Source organism: Sinomonas notoginsengisoli (assembly GCF_021554725.1).
GTDB lineage: Bacteria > Actinomycetota > Actinomycetes > Actinomycetales > Micrococcaceae > Sinomonas > Sinomonas notoginsengisoli.
Map to the genome: position 1 here is coordinate 21,709 of NZ_JAIZDP010000012.1, position 16,677 is coordinate 38,385.

The following is a 16,677-nucleotide window of genomic DNA, read 5'->3' on the forward strand; positions in this document are numbered from 1 at the left end:
TCCTCAACAAGGTAACCCAGCTCGGCGGTGTCCTCGCACAGCAATCATGAGATCTGAGGCCGTGCCTAGCTCGAGCAGCTCTGCAACGGGCAGCCCTGTCGGGCCGGGGCGGACCACCTATTTCCGCGCGCCTGGCGACTGTTCATCTTGCTGCGCCCAGCTCGGGGAGACCCAACCTTATGGCGTCCCGGTAGGCCTGAGTCATGCGGACTAGACGGGGTGCCTCTCCTGCCAAGCTGACGAAGGCCTCTCCCATGCCTAGGGTGCGGATCTGCTGCGCTAGGCGAGCGTTGTCTGGCTGGAGCTTTCGTGCGGCCATGGTGGCGACAGTCGCGTCGGGCAGCCCAAAGCAGATCTTGGTCTGCGCGTTCGCGGCCACCACATCGGGCAGATCCAGAGGTCCTTGTGTGGCGAGAACTACTGCCAACCCCTTGGATCGACCTTCGCGGATCATGGTCTGGATGGCGCGGAATGGTGAGACCCGGTGTGCCTCGTCGACGACCATGACGTATCGGATGGTGTTTGGCACGGGCGGCAGATTCTGCACCCGTAGAAGGAGCGAGGAGAGGATGAATCCGGCTGCGAGCACAGTGGTCTGCCCATTTCCGGGGATCTTCGACAGCCCGAACACCACATTGGAGTCAATGACGTTCCCGAGTGGCTCTCCCGACTTGAAGAGGTCATTATGGGTCAGATCGCCGATCACGCCCGACAAGTCAGCATCAAGATGGTCATCGAGAGTGCGAAGGGTAGGCCACCGACGTTCGGCATGGCGGACGGCGTAGGCGTCTTTGAGCGCCTGCTCAAGTTTGGCACGCTGCCGGACGCCAAGCCGCGCACTTACTGACTTCACCGCTTCATCGACCGTGTCGCGCAGCTCGATTACCGCGCTTTGAATGGCACGGTCAGATTCGTCGTCGAGCGCGAGCGGGTTGTACGGCGCCCCCTCGTTCCATAGATCGACGAACTCGGCGCCTGCGAACGGGGGGAAGCCTGTCTCGTCGCTGTAGTCGTTCTTGAAATCGGCGACACCGAACCTGCTGCCGCTGAACTTGGAGAGCTGCCCAAGCAGGCTCATAGCGAACTGTGTCTTCCCCATCCCTGAGGATCCCCAGATCTCGGTATGGCCGTTCTGGAGGCTCGATTGGCCTGGGCCAGCGGGATGCCACCGCACCTCCTCTCCTGTGACGGCGTCCCACCCTAAGAGCGGGGCCACGAAATCTGGGCGTGCAGCAGGGGTGATCACGGAACCAGCTCCGGGGTATTGCGTTTCAGCGGTGGTTCCATGTTCCGCCGTCGACGGAGTGGTGGTGTCGGCCGCCGCTTCGGAAACCTGTTCCTTCTGTTCCGTGCTTGCATCCCGAGGTCCGCTAGAAGCGCCGGTGTCTGGTTCGAGCTCTCGTGGAGTTCCGCCATTGGTCTCGGGACGTCGACGAGTTCGGGTGCTTTGGAGTGGCGGACGGTCACTCTCCACCGTGCGCAGCGTCGTGAGACTGGTCGAGGTCGCGGTACGAAGGAGTTCCTCGGTGAGCGGAATACTGTGAAGAACGACTGGCACGATGTCGTTCGCGACGTCAGTGCGGTAGGTGCGGTGCATGGGTTCGACGTTGGGGCCGAACACAAGTCCCACGCCAGCCCATTCCAGGGTGCCTTTGCCAAGGCGGAATGCTTCGAGCGCAGCCATCTCGGAAGAATCCAGCCTAAACCGGGACTCTCGAGCGACGGCGTAGGCAGCTTCCGCGATGCGGTTCAGCCACAGGCGGCTGTGAACGCTGCCTGCCTCTGGGTAGGCGGCCCATTTGGTTGCCGCCAGGCTTTGGTTTAGCTGGTCGAGAGCGCCGGCGGCGGCGTCGTTCTCGTCGCTGCGTCGGGCCTTCACCTCGATTGTAGCGATGTGTACGCCCTGGTCCTGCGGGTCAAGGGCGATCGCGAGCAGATCGGCTCTCTTCTTAGGGAACCAGTGGCGGTACTCGTCGAGGCTGACGAGAAGGACGCGGCATCCCGGGGGCAGAGGCCACGGCGTCGTCGTGGTTGCGAGCAGACTGAAGGCAACCACGTGTCCGACAAGCTCATTTATGCCGGCCCCGCTAGTCGCTGCCTGCAGCGCGAGGATACCATACCCTTGGGATGCAACCTGCCGAAGCTGCGTGCCGATGGAGAGCGCGACATCAGATTCGTTAATGATGCCAGCGCTGCGGAGGCTTCGACCGATTGCCCGGTCAGCAGGGCCGCCGGACTTCTGGCTCAGTACCAGAGACAGCGGACTGTCGCCGCCAAGGCGACGTTCTTGATGGAGGATGGCGACATTGTCAGCGCCGAGTGCGTGTTCGAGACTATCCCGAGTCGCGTATCTATCCAGCGTGGCGACCCACAGAGCGAGGTCATGAATCTCCCGCAGCTTGGGCGCGAGGTCGAGGGCGCCTGTGCGCACTTCGGGAACCTGGAGAGGCTGCCCTTCTTCAGGCCAGGATTCATCGACAGCGTTCTGGAGACGCAGCCAAGCTTGGCCGGCGGCCGAGGCTGCGGGGGGCATGAGAAGGGTGCGGCGGTCTTGCCTTGCCCGCTGCCATACCCGAGGGGCGAACAGGACTTCGTCGTCGACGGCGGGGGGCGAAACTTCGCGGTTCTCGATCTGCAGCGCATTCGGGCTGTTCGTCAGCCCGGTGACTAGGGCAAGGTGCACGGCGGGCGCCTCACCGCCGGGACGCAAAAGTTCTTGCGCGCGTGCGAGGTCGTTGATATAGCGTAGCTCGAGGACATCGCGCTCGTTGCGCAGCCGATCATCGGCCATTGCGAGGGTCTCAGGCAGCGGCCTGTCATCCTCGCTTGTCCCGACGCAGAAGATCTCGATCTTCCGGATTGTGGCCAGTCCCGCGCGGCGCCCAATTAGCTTCACTGCCTCACCGACCAAGAGGTCGGCAGCGCCGCCACCCCAGGCAAGGCAACGCAAGTGTCCGGCAGCTTCGGGCTGGAGGGTCAGCAGTTGCATGATTACCGAGCTGAGCGCGTCGCCAGCGTATCCGCTTTCGTCCCGCGCCGACCTTCCACCATACAGGCTCCAGAGGCGTCCTTCGCTGGTGGGGAGTAAGGCGCGGTCTTGGGTGGACAGACGCAGGTGTGCTGGGTGGTGGGTTGCAGTTGCGTGGGCGATGCCGTTCGATGTCGCAACTGCATCGCCTGGGTCAAAGTCGGTCTTGGGTTCTTCTGCCCGGTTAACGAGCTTCCAGAGCGCTTCGAGGTACTGCGCCAGCCATTCTGCCTTCATTGGGGCGAAGGCGGTCAGTGCGACCGCACGTTCGCTACGAACTGCTCCCGCGAGAGCTAGGGATTCTGCTGTCCCGGAATCGTCGGTGGCCTCCCGCTCCTTGCAGGTCGCCGTCCAGGCGTCCACCCAGGATCTGAGCGTGACCGGGTCGAGGCCCCTGTCGAGCGATGTGCGGGCCAACTGCCTCAGGGCTGTTGCGAGAGGGAGCAGGGGACGGGGGACGACCTCGGTCGCACTGGGGCTCGTGGGCCCACAGAAAGCGTGGAGGCTTGGCTCGTCGGGAAGTCCGAGGGTCAGAACGGGAGCCTCAGCGAAAAGGATGGCTGAACGGAGGGTCGCAGCATCGTCAAGGTCGGGCCTCCAGTCGACCTGAACTGTGCTTCCGTCTTGGGCATGAAGTCGCAGCTGGAGTACCGGCAGTTGTCCCCCTGAAGCGAGCCCCGCATCACCGAAAGCCGCCAGCACATCGCCGAGATCGCCATCGTCCGCGGCACGCAGGAGCAGGCCGTCGACGTCGCCGCCAGAGTGGTCCCACGTCCGCATGAGCGCCCCGAGCCTCAGGCGTGCGCAGGCAAGCGTGAGGATGCGGCCCGCGCCGGTACGATTGGACGCTGCAGTCGCACTTGTTGGGGGATGGGGAAAAAGTACCTGGACGCGTTCGACCATGCCGCCCAGCTGCTGCGCCGCCCGGACGATCGCAGCTTCTGGACATGAGGGGCTGCTGCCGCTGACTGCCTTGTCGCGCAGCAGCCGTTCGAGCTTGCGCCGGGTGATGCGTTGGAAGATCTGTCTCTGCTGAGCATCGTCGAGGTCGCAGAGCTCCTGGGCCGCATTGCGCTGGCCGCTGCCCCTGCGCAGTTCTTCCGCGCGGAGTTCGTAAGTATGCCACGGTAAACTCGCTGCCTGGCTCATGATGTCGAGGCCGGTGCGGAAGAGAGCTATTTCTTGCAGAACAATGTCCGCCAGATTTTGTGGGCGTTGCTCGAAGATTTCACGGGCCTCGTCGAACCGGAGCGTTCTGAGCAGGTCCGTGCTTCCGGCCTGGAGCTGGGCCATTACGGCGTCCGCGGCTGCAGCTGCTCCCTTCGGACCGACCCCGGGGCGCCGGCCAAGAACCGACTCGGCGCGCTTTCTCAGATCACTGTATGCAGTTGGTTTTAGGAGGTCGTCGCTGGTCCGGCGGGCAGCTAGAGCGAGGTTGTCCCCGATCCGCTCAGAATCCACCCTCGCGCCTGAAGATACTCTGTCGGCGAAGGCTCCCAGAGTGGGGAGTGAGTCGAGGACATCGTCTCCTGCCGCGAGCCGGTCCAGATATGCCGCGACCGCGTGGGCACTCGGTCTTGCTGCCACGGGAGCCTGAATAATCGCCTCGCGTACCGCGCGGGACATGCCATCTAGGCCCACCGCTGGACGCTGCTGAGAAAGGATGCCCATGCCTTCCGCAGTCTCCAGCAGGACGCTGGGCGAGACGGAGTCGAACAAGTTCAGTGACTGCCGATCAGCCACTTGTTCGCCGTCGCAGAGCACAAGGACCACGCCTCCGCTGCTCTGGTTCCGCAGCTGGGTTCCCGACACGTCGTGCATCGCATGCGATCCGAAGCGAGCTGGTGAGGACGAGACGATGGCCAGCTGGGGAAGGCGATTGTCCCAGGCAGCGCTCATGCCCTCAGCGACCGACGTTGGCACACCTTCGACGAGGACGAAGCTCCGCTCTCCGATTGTCAGATGGCGACGTAGGTGCTCCGCCAGAGCACGTCCAAGGCGGGCGCTCAACGGTGGCTCCTGGATGCGCGCTCCCCGACCATCGTGGTGCGGTCCGATAGCCCCACCGCGAGACCTGCGTCGCTCATCAGCCGCTCCGCGGCGCGGGCGTTCTGAGCGAGCCGTGCGCCGTCTAGCTGGGCTGCCAAAGCAGTTTCTGCGGCTGACTCTTGGTTAATCACGAGATCCCACTCTTCTCGGGCTGCCGCAATGAAGTCACGGCTGGACATCGGCATTCGGTTCGACAAGGCACCTACCATCGCGCCAAGGAGATCCGGGGTCGCCGTTAGGTATCGGTACGAGCCCGTCCCCACCAGCATGCCCACTGATTCCAATAGCACCCGGAAGCCGTCCTCGGATCCTCGGCTGTAGTTCGCCGTTTCCACTGCCAACCGTGCCAATCGGAGGTACTCCTCGTGTCCGGCGGGCAGGGGAAGGCGGGTGAGTTGATTGGTGACGCTGTCATGGCTTCTCGCGTCAGCTAAGGTCCGGTCCCGGAACTCGCCGGAAAAGGCGGTCACCTTATCCTCTTCTTTAAGCTCGCGCATGAGCTTGGCGAGCGTTCGAACGGTGGCCTCGCTTAGTCGGATGCGGGCGCGCCGGTACGATTCTTCTGACCGCTGCCGGACCGGGTCCTGCGCACGTGGGGAACCCCCGAAACTCAACAGCAGGAACCGGTCCTCGGACGGCGTGTCGGTCGCGTCCCACGCGGTGCGCAGGACGTGAAGAGCCAAGTCGAGGCCGAGCATGCAGCGCAACTGCCAGAGCTTCGCGGGCCCGCTGGCATTGCCCTGGAGCATGATTCCCTCGGCGTGGCGGCACAGACTTCGGGCGAGGCCCGCCAGTCGGGGGTCGGCGCCACGTCTCCATGCTGATTCCTCATCTTCCTCAAGGTCGATGCGCCGGTCGGTCCAGGTCTCGTTCGACGGCAGCGCGCTCTCCAGGATCGAGCCGATGTCGGCCAGCGGACTGGCAGCATTCAGTTCTTCTCGGATCCGCCCGACCGCCACCTTTCCGAGGGCGGCGTCGGAGGAATCAGCTGGATCGGCCAGAAGCCGCGCGAGGGTGATCCCGCTTCCTCGCATGTAGACCTTGCGGACCGTGTACTCGCTGCTGCGAGGGCTCGGCTTACGCGCGTCGTACCACAGTAGCGACTCGTGGAATGGGCGGAGCAGCCAAGCCCCCTTCTGACCTCGTTGTGTCTCTGGATCGATGAGGCCTTGCAGGGTGAGCTGGGCGAGCTGAAGATTGGCAGAACCACGAACTTGGTCCCCCGATGCTAGTCGATCACCGTACTCCTCTGGCGAAGTGTCCGGATCCCCAACTCGACCCTTGGAGCGGCCACCGAGAAAGTTCTCCCCTAGGGCCAGACTGCGCACAGCAAAGAGCTGCCGCTTGGGGGACTGGAGGTCATCAATAGAGTCCGGGGCGCAGTAGTCATTCTGGCGCAGAGTTAACAGTGTTTCTGCGCACAGTTGGGGCGCACGCTCGTCGCGGTCTGGTGCCAGGCAGAATAGGTCTTCCGCGACGGCCCCAGGGCTCAGCCGGTAAAGGTTCTTGCGTTGCGATGCCATCAGTCGCCTCGTTTTGTGAAGTGCGGGAGGGAGATCGTGACCAGGGCAGGCGGGGTGGAGTCCGGGTCGGCAACTCGCAGTGAACGATCGGTGGGCAGATATGCCGCCAGACGCCCATAGAAGCCACGCAGGTCATTCATTTCAGCCACACCTTGGCCAACGGGCCCCTGGAACGCAGCAGCCTCCCGGATCGCCTCATACATGCGAGGCGTGATGCGCAGGGCGAGGTCGTGGTCGTGAGCCACGACCAGCTCCACGTCCACATGGTCAACATCGAGTAGCTCCTCGACTAGACCGGAATCGGGCACTCTGAGTGCCAGCTCTTCCAGCTGAAGTTGCCCGTGCACCAGGGACGGACGTGCGGGCCTGAACGAGCCGGGATCACGTGCGAACAGGCATGCGGGATCGGGCACGATCAAGCCCTCGTTCGGGCTTGAGAACCCGGTCACGAGGAAGTTCAGGCCACGGACAATCTCATTCAATTCGATCACCGTGTCTCCGCCGCCGGCCACCCTCCGGGCAAGTGCAACCAGGGCGACGATATGGCGGTAGTCCAAGAGGCGCCGCGCGGATTCGGCAGGCCCTCCGAGGACGCTTGGGGCTTCGAAGAAGATGCGTTGCCTCCAGAGACGTTCTGCCGGTGCGTTTGTGACGCCGTCACCCCGGACCAGGGAATCCAATCCATCTTCGACGCGGATCGGGTCCTCGTCAGTGCTGACCATCTCCCCCAACGCATAAAAGGTCATCTCGCCCTGAGCCGTGCGAATTCTGTCGAGGGGCGACACCGAGCCGGCCAGCCCTGAAAGATGACCGCGCTCGGCGACCTCGGCGCGCGTGATGTGGGGGTCGCCAGCGATGCGCCGCACATCTTCGGGGGCCCCGCTTGCGTCGCGTAGCCACCCGTCCACCTCGAGATCGCTAAGCGCGCCCAAGCCTGAGTGCCTCATCCCTGTCAGCAGTGGCGACCGCTCGGCGGTATCGGCCGGGAGACCTCCGCCCAGGACGCGCGCGAAGTAACCGTCCGTGGCGGTGAAGGCGCTGTTGCCACGGTCGCGGTTGTCATCTTTCACCTGTTTGCAGCTGTGGGGCCCAACGACCGCCCACGACAGGATCGCCAGGACTTCTCGCAACGTGGGGACTGCCTCGCCGGTAGCCAGGCGCACTAGAGTGCGTAGCTGCTCCCGAACGTCAGATCGGCGCAGGTGAGCAGCATTGCTGCGCATCGGACAGCCGCCGCTACTGAAGGGACAATCCGCACACCCGCTCCAGATCTCTTCACGCGTTACATAGTCCACCAGCTGGTTCCACAGACGGTCCCCGGTGGGCCGTTGCCGGTTCACGTTAACGATGATGAGGCCGTCGGTCTTGGCCGCGCCGTGCCTAAGAGCACGATCTAGAACCTCAGCTTCGTTATGCGCTCCGATGTCTTCGAGGGCATCACGAAGGACCCCTTCGTTGGCGCACAATAGCGTCTTAAAGTCACTGGCGTCGAGAGCGGAGCGCATGGTCAAGGCACGAGCCGGAGCGTCGGGCAGGCCGGAAAGATCTTTGACCACTTGCTGCCCGGGCGCGACCTCAACAAGGACGTCCTCGGTGGGCAGACTCGCCCCAGCGGCGCGGCAAAAAGCCTCTGCGACGGCAGTCTTCCCGGTACCTGCATTGCCCGTGAGCACCACGACTCCCGGCGCGCCCTCGGTTGCCCAGTGAGCGACGAACCGGCCAAGCTTGGTCTCCACGTCGTCGCTAAGAGAGTCGGCGAGCTGGGCGAAATGCTCCCGGTAGGCTCCAGCCTGGTCCGCGCTGAAGACTGAGAGAAGTCTCAACGCCCTGACCGCGGGAAGTTCTTCTGGTGGGGGCATAGCTATGTTGTTCACTGGCCTACCGCAGCCCTTTCCTCACTGGAGGCGGCTCCTAGTACCGGCCTCGGCACACTGACGAGTTGGCGCTGTCCACGGCGGCCAGCAAGAAGTTCGGCCCCGCTTCGGGCGGGAGCCCCTGCCGTCTCCAAGACCTGGGCCAGCGCCCCAACGATGAGCTCGGCCGCCGGGGGCGGGACGGCGTTGCCGATCTGCCTCCTGACCCGTGGGTACGCCGACCTCGCGTCCCGAAGATCCTTACCGAACTCGAAGACAAAGTCATCGGGAAAGCCTTGTAGGCGTGCTTTCTCGCGATTGGAGAGGCGCCGTGGCTCGATGTGGTGGTATCCATGAGTCCCCCCGCCTCCGCCCGCGATAATCGTGTACGAGGGCTTGTCTGGATCAACCCGGCGGTACACGTGGCTTATCAGCCCCTTCACGGCCAAAGGGTGGTCGGCGGGGATCACCTCGAAATTCGAACCCGGTGGGATCAGCTTGAGCCGCTCGACAACGTCCCGGCTATCCTGGCCGCGCTCGTGGTTAGGGGCATCATCAGGAAGAGGATGTCGATCCAGAGCATCCCGCACAGTGCGGGGTGAGCCTTGAAATGGTGTGGGGATGATCGGTGGCCGGACCCCCAAGTCCCGACGAACGCCGAGGACGATAAGGCGCTCTCGGTTCTGCGGCACACCAAGATCCGCCATATCCACCACCTGAGCGCTGATGTCGTAGTGGACTCCACGGCCATAGGGACGATTCATCGGCGCCCCGTCAACGAAGCTGCTCGGCGACTTCAAAGCGTGCCGGACAAGGGTCCAAGCGACACCACGGTTTGCCGAAAGCAATCCGGGGACATTTTCAAGCAAAAAAGCTGCTGGCTGGAGTGCGTCCAGATATCGCGCGACCTGGCGGAAAAGGTTGCCACGGGCGGTCATCAAGCCATCATGGTTCCACAGTGTGGAATAGTCTTGACAGGGCGGGCCGGCGAGAAGGATGTCGCACGGTACATCGGGAACAGGCGTCTCAGTGATGTCGCCTTCGACGATGTGTTTGCCGATATTGCGACGGTACGTTTCCACTGCCCAGTGCTCATTGTCGATGGCCCACACGACACGGGCGCGTCCGGATTGCTCGGCGCCAAGGTCCATGCCACCGCAGCCTGAGAACAACGAGACAGCGGCGTAACGCTTCGGGCGAGGCGCCATTAGATTGACCCCCGCACAGGAGTGACCAATCCGGCGTCGTGGTGATTCAGGGTTGGAGCGCCAGGCCCACGGCTAGTCGCATGTAGCCGCTGACGCTCGCCCTCTACTGTCGCGGTGGCCGTCGGCGTTCCCAAGCGCCCAAGGCGCTCGACCTGGGCGGCGCCTGCGCCTTTGCACACAGCTCGGAGGCGAGCCGAGACCGCACTGGCTTGGCCGTCGGCATGTGCGTCGGGGGCGGTTGTCCTTCTCATGCAAGCCACGCTATACGGCTCATCCGACATTCTTGCCGAACGGCACGGTGCCCCGATCCGTTGAGTCAAGCGGTCGTGACCGTAGAGCGGGTCCCTGCTCCTCTCAGCCCCGGGGTATCGCCGGTGGCGCTGCTGTTCAGACCACCAGCTGGGTTGCAGGTGAGAGGCACATTTCTTGTCGCGTGAGTGCCCCGATCTGCGTCGGGGAGGCGTTGGGAGTCACGGACGGATGGTGAGGCTTCCTCGGCAGGAACGTGATGAGTCCCATAGGTTCCGCTGCTGCCTCCCCAGGAGGTGTTGTCTGGGCCTGCCCACTCCCTGATGGCGACCAGCGCGACAACCGTCGCCAGCTCGCTAGGCGACGAGAGGGACGACGCAGGTTTCGCGCAGGAACTCCCTGAAGCTGGATCCACGATGAGCACGCGCGAGCACAATGGACTTGGCCAAATCATTCGACCCGGGAACCACTTACGCCGTACCTGCACCACCCGCGCCGCACCACCGCCAACCGCCCGCTCGCCCCCTCCGCCTTCCTGGCCGCCTCCGTCGCCGTGGCGGGCCTCGCGACGGCGACGGCCGCGGCCGCCCAGGCGGCCGGCGTCGTCCCTCAGACCACGACGACCATCACCTACACCGCACCGAACCCGGAACCGGCCTACGGCACCGAGGCCGCGGCCCTCCTCGAGACGATCCCGGTCAAGGGCCGCGCGCTGAACACGGGCTACGACCGCTCCCAGTTCGGCCCGGCCTGGCTCGACGCGGACGAGAATGGCTGCGACACCGCAACGACATGCTCAACCGCGACCTGACGGACATCACCTACGTCACGTCCGTCCCCTGCACCGTCGCCTCCGGCACCCTCGCCCACCCCTACACCACCACGACCATCGCGTTCCTGCGCGGGGTGGGTACGAGCGACGCGGTGCAGATCGACCACGTCGTCGCCCTCTCCGACGCCTGGCAGAAGGGCGCCCAGCAGCTCACCTACTCCCAGCGCGTGGCCCGCGCCAACGACCCGCTCAACCTCCAGTCCACCGACGGGCCCACCAATGAGCAGAAGGGCGACGGCGACGCCGCCACCTGGCTGCCGCCGAACACCGCCTTCCGCTGCGCGTACGTCGCCCGCCGGGTCTCGGTGAAGGCCACCTACAGCCTCTGGGTCACGCAGGCCGAGCACGATGCCATCGCCGGCATCCTCGCCCAGTGCCCGGGCCAGCTGGCCCCGACGGACCAGCCCGACCCGGCCGCGCCGCCCGCCCCCCGCCCCGGCGCCCGCGCTCCCGACCGTCACCCCGGGCGCGTACTGCAGCACAGCCGTCGCCCAGGGCGTGAGCTCCATGGGAGCTCTCGACACGTGCAAGACCTCGGCCACGGACACGCGGCTGCGCTGGGCGACAGTAGACTGCGCATTCCGCCCATCTGCCTCCGGAAACAGAGGAGGGCCCGATCAAAGACCGGGCCCTCCTCGGCGCTTCCCTATGCCTGGACAGCCTCCTTGGCTCCTTTGGGTGCGGTGGTATCGGCCGCCGTCAGGCTCCGACCCTTGGACTCCCGCGTCAGCAGCGTGGCGACAATGCTGACCGCGCAGATTGCGGCAGTGAAAAGCGCCACCATGCCGTAGTTGTTCCCGTTGCCGGTGGCCAGAATGGACACTGCGATCAGCGGCGCAAAGCCCGAGCCGAGCGTTGACCCGAGCTGGTATCCGAGCGATGCTCCCGAGTACCGGGCGCCCGTCCCGAACATTTCCGAGATGAAGGACGCGAGGGGTCCGAAGATGGCCGAATGCACGAGCGCGTTGCCGATCAGCAGTGCCACGAGGCACAGCCACCCGTTCCCGGTGCTGAACGCATAGAGCATCGGGTAGGCGAAGACGAGACCCACCGCGGACCCTCCGATGATCACCGGCCGGCGGCCGATTCGGTCGGAGAGCGAGCCGAAGAACGGCATCGACACGACGTGGACCACGGCGGCAACCGCCTGAATGGCGAGGGCGTCCGCAACAGAGACGCCGTTCTGCGTCATCATCGTCAGGGCGAACGTGCCCATGAGTGCGAGGTAGACGAAAGCACCCACCGAGCTGAGGGCCGAGAGCACGACTGCCCTCGGGTACTTGGTGAGGACGGTCCAGAGCGGGGCGCGAACCTTGCCGGCCTTATTCGCCTCGGCCGTTTCGATCATCTGCTTGAACAGCGGCGATTCCTGGACGGACATCCGGATCCACAGGCCGACGGCGACGAGGACAGCGCTGAAGAGGAACGGGATGCGCCAGCCCCAGGCGAAGAACTCGGCGTCGGTCATGAAGAGCCGCACGATGAACACAAGACCCGTCGAGAGCAAAGTCCCCGTGGCCGCCCCGACGTTCGCGATGCTCGAGGCGAAGCCCCGGCGGCCGGTGGGAGCGTGCTCGAGCGCGAGCAGCGCTGCGCCGCCCCACTCGCCGCCCACCGCGATCCCCTGCACGATGCGCAGCACCACCAAGAGGATCGGCGCGAGGACGCCGATCGACGCTGCTGGGGGGATGAGCCCGATGAGAACGCTCACGCCGCCCATGAGCGACATGGTGATGACCAGCATCGACTTGCGGCCAACCTTGTCGCCGAAGTGACCGAAGATCATCCCACCGATCGGCCGTGCGACGTAGCCCACTGCGAGGGTGGCGAAGGACGCGAGAAGACCGCCGAGTTCCCCGGTGCCCGCGAAGAAGACCTTCGAGAAGATGCCAAGGCTTGCGATGACTCCGTAGAGCAGGAAGTCGTAGTACTCGATGGAGCTGCCCAGATACCCGGACAGGATGACCCTCTTGAGCCGGGGTGAGAGTTTGCGGCTCTCCTTGGTGCTGGTGACCACGATGTCAGAACTCCTCAGGGATGCGGTATGACCCATCGAGCCTATGGACTGCGCTTATCCATGAGAAGTACTCATTTTGGCTTCATTGAGACTAGTTGGATATCAAATAGGCGGGCGGTCGACGGCGGCGCCGTCACCAGCCGCTGCGCGTCGGCGTGTGCCCCTCCCGCACGTCCTCGGGCATGGCCATCTCCGCCCGCAGGCCGAGGAGCCGGATCGGCCGGCCGGGCTCGATCTCGCCGGCGAGGTTTAGCGCGCGGGCGAGGACCTTCTCCCGGTCGGAGGTCTCGGGGACCTTGCGCGCGTGCGTCTTGGTGGTGAATGGCGCGTACCGGACCTTCAGCGTCAGACCCACCACGGGCCGCCCCTCGGCCGCCACGTCCTCCAGGACACGCGCCGCCAGCTCTCGCACGGCCTCGTCCACCTCGCGGGGCTCGGTCAGGTCGCGCTGGAAGGTGGTCTCCCGGCTGTGCCCGCGCGCGGTCCACGGGGTGTCGTCGACCACGCTGCTGCCCTCCCCGCGGCCGAGCTGCGCGTACCAGGGGCCCATCCTCGGGCCGAACTCCGGGACCAGGTCCTGCGGGTCGGCCGCGGCCAGCTCCGCGACCGTGCGGATACCGAGCTTCGCGAGCCGGGCCGAGACCTTCGCCCCGACACCACAGCTCCCGCGTGGGGCGCGGGCCTATGACGTCGAGCCAGTTCCCAGCGGTGAGGCGGAAGACGCCGGCCGGCTTGCCGAAGGACGAGGGTGTCGCCGATCCCCACGCTGCAGCGCAGCCGCGTCCGCTCCAGGATGGCGGCCTGCAGCCGCCGCGCGTACGCCTCCGGGTCCTCGGTCTCGACGCCCACGAAGGCCTCGTCCCAGCCGAGCACCTGCACGGTCGCGACGGGCTGGGGCGCGCAGGGTGGCCATGACCGTCTCGGAGGCCGCGAGGTAGGCCTCGTGGTCCACCGGCAGGATCACCGCGTCCGGGACCTTCCGAGCCGCCATCCGCAGCGGCATCCCGGATCCCACGCCGAAGGCGCGGGCCTCGTAGGACGCTGTGGAGACCACCGCCCGCTCCGTCGGGTCGCCCCGGCCGTCGACGATGACCGGCCGGCCCGCGAGCTCGGGCCGCCGCAGCACCTCGACGGCGGCGATGAACTGGTCGAGGTCCACGTGCAGCACCCACAGGCTTCCGCCCACGGCACCAGTGTGGCGATGCGTCTCTGGCAGCGCTAAGCCCCTTGGCTGAATCCGGCGGGCGAGACATCGCGGTCGATCAGTCAGTCCTGATTGCTGAAGGCGGCGTCGAAGGAGGCCGTACTGGGGGCGAAGTCGAACTTCTTCAGGGCTGCCAGGGCTTCGGGGGCGCCCGTGAGGCGGTCCATGCCGGCGTCCTCCCATTCGACACTGATGGGGCCGTCGTAGCCGATGGCGGTGAGCGCGCGGAAGCAGTCCTCCCAGGGGACGTCGCCACGGCCGGCGGAGACGAAGTCCCAGCCGCGGTGCGGGTCGCCCCAGGGCAGGTGGGAGGAGAGGATTCCGGCGCGGCCGTTGCCCATGCGCATCCGGGTGTCCTTGCAGTCCACGTGGTAGATCCGGTCGGCGAAGTCGGTGACGAATGCCACCGGGTCGAGGCCCTGCCAGAGCATGTGGGAGGGGTCCCAGTTCAGCCCGAACGCCTCGCGGTGCCCGATGGCCTCCAGGCTCTTCTGGGTGGACCAGTAGTCGTAGGCGATCTCGGAGGGGTGGACTTCGTGGGCGAACCGGACGCCGCACTCGTCGAAGACGTCCAGGATCGGGTTCCACCGCCTTGCGAAATCCTCGTAGCCAGCGTCGATGACCTCGGCTGGGACGGGCGGGAACATCGCGACGTACTGCCAGATCTTCGATCCGGTGAATCCGACGACCGTCCGGACACCGAGGGCCTTGGCGAGGCGGGCGGTGTCCTTCAGGTCCTCGGCGGCGCGGGTGCGCACGCCTTCCGGGTCGCCGTCGCCCCAGACTTTGGACCCCACGATGGCCTGATGGCGGAAGTCGATCGGGTCATCGCACACCGCCTGGCCCTTGAGGTGGTTCGAGATCGCCCAGAGCTTCAGCCCGTGCTTCTCCAGGATCCCGAGCCGCTCGGCAATGTACGCCTGGTCGTCCCACCTGGCGGCGTCGAGGTGCTCCCCGGAGACGGCGATCTCGAGCCCGTCGTAGCCCCACTCGGCGGCGTACCGGGCCACCTCCTCTAGGGTCAGGTCGGCCCACTGGCCGGTGAACAGGGTGAACGGGCGGGGCATTGCTCCTCCTTGGCTGGGCGGGGTTCTCAATTCACGGGGGTGATCGCGGTGACGGTGAACGGACCGGCGAGCAGGTCCAACGAGATGCGCACGAATCCTTGGACGTGGGCCTGCTCGTTGTGGCCGTCGAGGTCGGCTTGGCTGTCCCAGCCCTCAATGAGGACGAATCGCTCGTCACACGCGTACACGCTGTATTCGAGGCAGCCTTGGTCCTGGCGGCTCGTCTGCTGGAGGTCCTGGAGAGCGGCCCGGAGCTCGGCGGTGCGGCCGGGTTTTGGCGTGAAGACCGGCATCAACCAAACTTCGCGCGCCCCCGATGTCTGCTGGTTTGGCGCCTGTGGGGAACGAGGTGTCATGTTTCCTCCTGATGGGGGAAGGGGTGAGGAGCGGCGGTGCGCCCCGCCCCTCACCCCCTGCGCCGTTTCCTGCTAGCCCGCGAGTTCGGCCACGCGTGGTACGTCGATCCATTCGCCCTTCGCCGACGAGGCCACAATGGCCTCGTCAATGAGCGAAGTCTGGTACCCGTCGGCGAAGTTTGGGCTCACGCTGCCTTCTTCGGAGATGGCCTTGAAGAAGTCATGCGCCTCGATGATCTTCGTCTCGCCGTACCCGATGCCCAGGGCCGGGATGGGCCAGAGGCCCTCGCCGTACGGGTGTGCGGGGCCTGTGTAGACGGTCCGGAAGCCGCGGCGGTCGCCGCCGTCGGACGCGAAGCAGACCTGGAGCTCGTCCCGGCGCTCGTAGTTGAAGACGATGCTGCCCTCGGTGCCGTGGATCTCGAAGGTGATGAAGTTGTTCCGGCCCCAGCCGTTGCGCGTGGCCTCGATCGAGCCCACGGCCCCGTCGGCGAAGCGGATCATCGTCATGACCTCGTCGTCGACATCGACCTCGCCGCGCGGGCCCTCGCCGCCGCGGACGTTCCCGAGCGCGTCGGCACCGCCGGTCTGCAGCGGCCGGTCCGGGATCCAGGTCGAGAGCAGCGAGCTGACCGAGGCGAACTCGCCCACGAGGTAGCGGGCCATGTCCACCACATGGGTGGCGATGTCGCCGAGGGCGCCGGAGCCGGCGATCGACTTCTGGAAGCGCCACGAGAGCGGCGAGTCCGGGGAGGCGCTCCAGTCCTGGAGGTAGGTGCCCCGGAAGTTCAGGATCCGCCCGATCGCGCCCTCCTCGATGTACTTCTTGGCGAGGGCGACGGCGGGGGTGCGGCGGTAGTTGAACGCCACCATGTGCACGATCCCGGCATCCTTGACCGCCTCGTACATCGCCTTGGACTCCTCAGTGGTGCGGGCGAGCGGCTTCTCGCAGATGATGTGCTTGCCCGCCTGGGCGGCGGCGATCGCGATCTCGGCGTGGAGGTGGTTCGGGGTGGCGATGTCGACGACGTCGATCGCCGGGTCGTCCACGATGCTGCGCCAGTCCGACGTCGACTGCTCGAAGCCGAAGCGGCGCCCGGCCTCGGCGGCGAGCTGCTCGTTGGCCTCGGCGATCGTGTGGCGGACGGGGATGGCCGGCGCCGGCCAGAAGAACATGGGCATGGCGGAGTAGGCGAGGGAGTGGGCCTTGCCCATGAAGCCGCCTCCGATGAGGCCGACGTTGAGGTTCTTCACGGTGATCAGTTCCTTCTCGGTGGTCAGGGTTGGGGTC

At 65.8% G+C, this 16,677-nt stretch carries 9 protein-coding genes and 2 pseudogenes; 2 read left to right on the top strand and 9 right to left on the bottom strand.

The window, feature by feature from the left end:
* Positions 1–142 precede the first annotated feature (142 nt).
* The 4 genes from LF262_RS14930 to LF262_RS14945 all read right to left on the bottom strand — a co-directional run bounded on the left by LF262_RS14930 (position 143) and on the right by LF262_RS14945 (position 9,661).
* Complete coding sequence (locus LF262_RS14930) at positions 143–5,038, bottom strand: helicase HerA-like domain-containing protein (protein WP_235781200.1); 4,896 nt, start codon at positions 5,036–5,038, stop codon at positions 143–145.
* Positions 5,035–6,600: a hypothetical protein gene (locus tag LF262_RS14935; protein WP_235781201.1), complete on the bottom strand. Its 1,566-nt coding sequence runs from the start codon at positions 6,598–6,600 to the stop codon at positions 5,035–5,037. Before LF262_RS14935 ends, LF262_RS14930 begins: the two co-directional genes overlap by 4 nt.
* Positions 6,600–8,336, bottom strand: coding sequence for an ATP-binding protein (locus LF262_RS14940; protein WP_235781202.1), 1,737 nt, complete (start codon positions 8,334–8,336; stop codon positions 6,600–6,602). Before LF262_RS14940 ends, LF262_RS14935 begins: the two co-directional genes overlap by 1 nt.
* A 134-nt stretch (positions 8,337–8,470) precedes the next feature.
* Positions 8,471–9,661, bottom strand: coding sequence for a DNA cytosine methyltransferase (locus LF262_RS14945; RefSeq protein WP_268933925.1), 1,191 nt, complete (start codon positions 9,659–9,661; stop codon positions 8,471–8,473).
* Positions 9,662–10,463: 802 nt separating this feature from the next.
* On the opposite strand from LF262_RS14945, the gene LF262_RS17155 reads away from it, so the two are divergent.
* Together LF262_RS17155 and LF262_RS17160 are read left to right on the top strand one after the other, a co-directional pair.
* The gene (locus tag LF262_RS17155) at positions 10,464–10,721 is read left to right on the top strand and encodes a hypothetical protein (protein WP_308190544.1); all 258 of its coding nucleotides are present in this window, start codon (positions 10,464–10,466) and stop codon (positions 10,719–10,721) included.
* Positions 10,703–11,041 (top strand): annotated as a pseudogene (locus LF262_RS17160) (HNH endonuclease family protein); the annotation flags it as partial. The gene LF262_RS17155 and the pseudogene LF262_RS17160, both read left to right, overlap by 19 nt.
* Before the next feature lie 347 nt (positions 11,042–11,388).
* On the opposite strand, the gene LF262_RS14955 reads toward LF262_RS17160, so the two are convergent.
* The 5 genes and pseudogenes from LF262_RS14955 to LF262_RS14975 all read right to left on the bottom strand — a co-directional run bounded on the left by LF262_RS14955 (position 11,389) and on the right by LF262_RS14975 (position 16,640).
* Entirely contained in the window at positions 11,389–12,759 is a 1,371-nt protein-coding gene (locus LF262_RS14955) for an MFS transporter (protein WP_235781204.1), read from the bottom strand.
* Between the two features lie 133 nt (positions 12,760–12,892).
* Positions 12,893–13,945: pseudogene (locus LF262_RS14960) on the bottom strand (DNA polymerase IV).
* Between the two features lie 80 nt (positions 13,946–14,025).
* Positions 14,026–15,030, bottom strand: a complete 1,005-nt coding sequence (locus LF262_RS14965) for a sugar phosphate isomerase/epimerase family protein (protein ID WP_235781205.1) — start codon at positions 15,028–15,030, stop codon at positions 14,026–14,028.
* A 26-nt stretch (positions 15,031–15,056) separates the two neighbouring features.
* Positions 15,057–15,323 (bottom strand): putative quinol monooxygenase, encoded by a 267-nt coding sequence (locus LF262_RS14970; RefSeq protein WP_235781206.1) that lies wholly within the window; start codon positions 15,321–15,323, stop codon positions 15,057–15,059.
* A 135-nt stretch (positions 15,324–15,458) separates the two neighbouring features.
* The gene (locus tag LF262_RS14975; protein ID WP_235781207.1) at positions 15,459–16,640 is read right to left on the bottom strand and encodes a levoglucosan dehydrogenase; all 1,182 of its coding nucleotides are present in this window, start codon (positions 16,638–16,640) and stop codon (positions 15,459–15,461) included.
* Positions 16,641–16,677 lie beyond the last annotated feature (37 nt).

Coding starts and splice junctions, on each gene's coding strand:
- LF262_RS14945 (WP_268933925.1), bottom strand. CDS start 9,661: ATGGCGCCTCGCCCGAAGCGTTACGCCGCTGTCTCGTTGTTCTCAGGC.
- LF262_RS14965 (WP_235781205.1), bottom strand. CDS start 15,030: ATGCCCCGCCCGTTCACCCTGTTCACCGGCCAGTGGGCCGACCTGACC.
- LF262_RS14935 (WP_235781201.1), bottom strand. CDS start 6,600: ATGGCATCGCAACGCAAGAACCTTTACCGGCTGAGCCCTGGGGCCGTC.
- LF262_RS14970 (WP_235781206.1), bottom strand. CDS start 15,323: ATGCCGGTCTTCACGCCAAAACCCGGCCGCACCGCCGAGCTCCGGGCC.